Consider the following 3,995-nt stretch of genomic DNA (forward strand, 5'->3'; position numbering starts at 1 on the left):
TCACTAAAAAGTTTAATCTTTTGCTCAAATTACTTTGAGTCTTGTTTTAGACTCTCAAAAGAATTGCTGGTTACTTAATTTATATTCTGTTCAATTTTCAAAGATCATTTGGCAATCGACTTGACTGCTTATTCATAATATCATTTATCTTTTTAGCTGTCAACACTTTTTTAAAACTTTTTTAGTTTATATTGTGTTGTTAATCTACTGCCGTCTCTCAAACTTATCGTTTGTTCCCGACGACGTGTTTTATATTAACATGTTTAATAATATGAAATTAATAACTTTATTCTATTTTATAAATTTTATTTTAATATTTCTCACTTTTTCTCTTGTTTTCTTATTTTTTAACATATAGATACTCCCGGCTAGGTTGTTACCTTTTTGACCTATAAACTTTTAATCTTTTAGTTAAAATACATCAATTATACTTATTTTTATTTATTATTAATTAAAATTTTATAGTAATAATATAGAATAAAATATAAAATTAAAAAAAGAAGTAAAATCTAACTCTTACTTCTTTTAGTATAAATCTTTAAATTTATTTTATAAATTATTTATTATCTCTTTAAACTTATTCCCTCTTACTGCAAAATTAGGAAACATATCAAATGATGCACATGCTGGTGATAAAGTAACTATATCCCCAACTTCAGCTATTTCTTTTGCCTTATTAACAGCTTCTTCTAAGGAATTTACCATAATAATTGGAATATTTATATTTTTTTCTAACTTTAATTTATCAAAAGCTTCCCTTATTAAGTTCTTAGTAGCTCCTAAAAGTATTAATTCTTTTATATAAGGATATCCTTCCTCAGCTAAAGGTTCAAAAGGTATATGCTTATCATATCCACCTGCTATTAATATTACCTTTTTTTCAAATGCAAAAAGTCCTGCAAGAGTTCTAGTAGGACTAGACGCAATAGAATCATTATAATACTTCACTCCATCAACTTCTCTTACAAGTTCACATCTATGTTCTACTCCCGAAAAGCTTTCAGCAACATTTTTCATAGTTTCTATTGTTACATCATCTTTAGTAGCTGCAAAAGCTGCTAAGTAATTTTCTACATTATGAATTCCCTTAATAACTATATCATCCTTTTTGCAAACTTTATTTCCATCTAAATATAATATTCCTTCATTAAAGTAAGCACCTTTATTAAGGGGTCCTTTTGAAGAAAATTCTCTTATTTCTGCTTTTGATTCTTTTTCAAAGCCATAAGTTATATCATTTTCTCTATTTAAAACCAATATTCCATTACTTTTTTGATATAAAAATATATTTTTCTTTGCATCTATATATTCTTGCATATCTTTGTGCATATCTAAATGATTTGGTGCTAAATTTGTAACAACAGCTACTTCAACAGGTAAATTCATAGTCATAAGTTGAAAACTTGATAATTCTAATACAACCATATGATTTTCTTCTATTTCTTCTATATTAGAAAATAAAGGTGTACCTATATTTCCCCCTACCCAAGTTTTATATCCTTGAGCCTCTAATAACTTAGATATTATAGTTGTTGTTGTTGTTTTTCCGTCTGAACCTGTTATAGCATATATTTTACCTTTACAATATCTAACAAACTCTTCCATTTCAGATGTTATATAAGCACCTTCTTTTTTAGCCTTTACTAGTGCGTCGCAATCAATTCTCATTGATGGAGTTTTAAATATAACTTCATATCCTGTTAATTTTTCTAAGTAATTTTCTCCTAATTGTAACTTAACACCTTTGTTTTTAAAATCAACAGCAATTTCTCCTAAAGCTTCTTCATTCTTCATATCAAAGCCAGTTACATTAGCTCCTAATTTCACTAAAAAATTGATTAAAGGTATATTACTAACCCCAATTCCTACAACAGCAACATTTTTTCCATTAATAAATTTTTTAAATTCACAAAAATCTTTCATTAATTGCCTCCACACCTTCATACATTATAAACTTATCTAATTTTATATTACTGAATTTTCTAATATATAAATTATATCATTATAAATTCTTATATTCTATAAATTATAATAACTTAATATTAATCTACAAAAATATCTTTATGTTATTTAAAAGTAATATATTATAACTTTTATTTTTATATTTTGTATAATTTATAAAAATAGCGCTAAGATATACTTAACTATATATCTTAACGCTATAAAATTAAAATTCTAAACTTTTTGCAATAAAGTTATTTAACTCTTCTATTTTAACTCTCTCTTGAGTCATTGAATCTCTATGTCTTATAGTAACACATCCATCATTTTCAGTTTCAAAATCAACTGTTATACAGAATGGAGTTCCTATTTCATCTTGTCTTCTATATCTCTTACCAATACTTCCTGTTTCATCATACTCTATATTGAAGTTTTTAGCTAACATTGAATATACCTCATCAGCTTTTTCTGATAATTTCTTAGATAATGGTAATACAGCAGCTTTATATGGTGCTAATGCTGGGTGTAAGTGCATAACTGTTCTTACATCTCCACCTTCTAATTCTTCTTCATCATATGCATCAACTAAAAATGCTAATGCAACTCTATCTGCTCCTAATGATGGTTCAATACAATATGGTATATATTTTTCGTTAGTTGTTGGATCTAAGTAAGTCATATCTGTTCCTGAATGTTCAGCATGCTTCTTTAGGTCATAATCTGTTCTATCAGCTATTCCCCAAAGTTCTCCCCAACCAAATGGGAATAAATATTCAATATCAGATGTAGCATTTGAATAGAATGATAACTCTTCTTCCCCGTGATCTCTAATTCTTAAAGATTCAGAATTAACTCCTAAATTTAATAAGAAATTCCAACAATAATCCTTCCAGTATCCAAACCATTCTAAATCTGTACCTGGTTTACAGAAGAATTCTAATTCCATTTGTTCAAATTCTCTTGTTCTAAAAGTAAAGTTTCCTGGAGTAATTTCATTTCTGAAAGATTTACCAATCTGAGCTATACCAAATGGAACTTTCTTTCTTGAAGTTCTTTGAACTGATTTAAAATTAACAAATATACCTTGTGCAGTTTCTGGTCTTAAATATACTGTACTAGCTGAATCTTCAGTTATTCCTTGGAAAGTTTTAAACATTAAGTTGAACTTTCTTATATCTGTATAGTTCATTTTTCCGCATTTAGGACAAACTATATTGTTTTTAGTTATGTATTCCATTAATTCTTCATTAGTCCATCCATCAGCACAAGCAACTTCTACTCCTGTTTCAGTCATATGATCTTCAACTAACTTATCTGCTCTAAATCTTGATTTACATTCTTTACAATCCATTAGTGGGTCTGAAAATCCACCTACGTGTCCTGAAGCAACCCAAACTTCTGGATTCATTAATATTGCACAATCAACGCCTACATTATATGGACTTTCTTGAACAAATTTTTTCCACCAAGCTTTTTTAACATTGTTTTTAAATTCTACTCCTAAAGGACCATAATCCCATGAGTTAGCAAGTCCTCCGTATATTTCTGATCCTGGAAATATAAAACCTCTGCTTTTACATAAAGCAACTATTTTATCCATAGTCTTTTCTACTGCCATTTTTAATCCTCCTAAATATATTTTTATAATAAAAAAAGCCTTATAACCATAAAGGGACGAAATAAATTCCGCGGTTCCACCCTTCTTGGCTAAAGCCCAACTTTCTAAACTAACACTCAAAAGTTCCTTTCATTTTAATTTCTTAATGATTTACACCATCCATCATCTCTCTAAAAAGAATATTAAAACTACTTTTCTTTCTCAACATGTTTATTAAATTTTATATATTAATTTTATCAAATGACCTTTATATGTCAAGCTAAATTATAGGTCTTTTTCATTATACTTACATATAACTTAAAATTTATATTTTATATTAAATAAAAAGAGTTTTGTATCAACAGACATCATCTGCTCCTACAAAACTCTTTAAAATAAAAATGGCTCCGCGAAGAGGACTCGAACCTCCAGCCTATCGGTTAACAGCCGAGTGCTC

The 3,995-nt window shown here is 27.8% G+C and carries 2 protein-coding genes and 1 other annotated feature; both genes read right to left on the reverse strand.

The window, feature by feature from the left end; translation table 11 throughout:
- Window positions 1-549 precede the first annotated feature (549 nt).
- Window positions 550-1,944, reverse strand: a complete 1,395-nt coding sequence (gene murD / locus QZ321_RS12230) for a UDP-N-acetylmuramoyl-L-alanine--D-glutamate ligase (protein WP_291750196.1) — start codon at window positions 1,942-1,944, stop codon at window positions 550-552.
- 223 nt (window positions 1,945-2,167) lie between these two features.
- Window positions 2,168-3,559, reverse strand: coding sequence for a glycine--tRNA ligase (locus QZ321_RS12235; RefSeq protein ID WP_291750194.1), 1,392 nt, complete (start codon window positions 3,557-3,559; stop codon window positions 2,168-2,170).
- A gap of 49 nt (window positions 3,560-3,608) precedes the next feature.
- Window positions 3,609-3,773 (reverse strand) — a binding site (T-box leader).
- Between the last annotated feature and the right edge of the window lie 222 nt (window positions 3,774-3,995).

The organism is uncultured Clostridium sp. (genome assembly GCF_910588715.1).
GTDB lineage: Bacteria > Bacillota > Clostridia > Clostridiales > Clostridiaceae > Clostridium.

Bases quoted from the DNA above. Each gene is read 5' to 3' on its own strand.
- murD (WP_291750196.1), bottom strand. From the start codon at position 1,944: ATGAAGGTGTGGAGGCAATTAATGAAAGATTTTTGTGAATTTAAAAAA.
- QZ321_RS12235 (WP_291750194.1), bottom strand. From the start codon at position 3,559: ATGGCAGTAGAAAAGACTATGGATAAAATAGTTGCTTTATGTAAAAGC.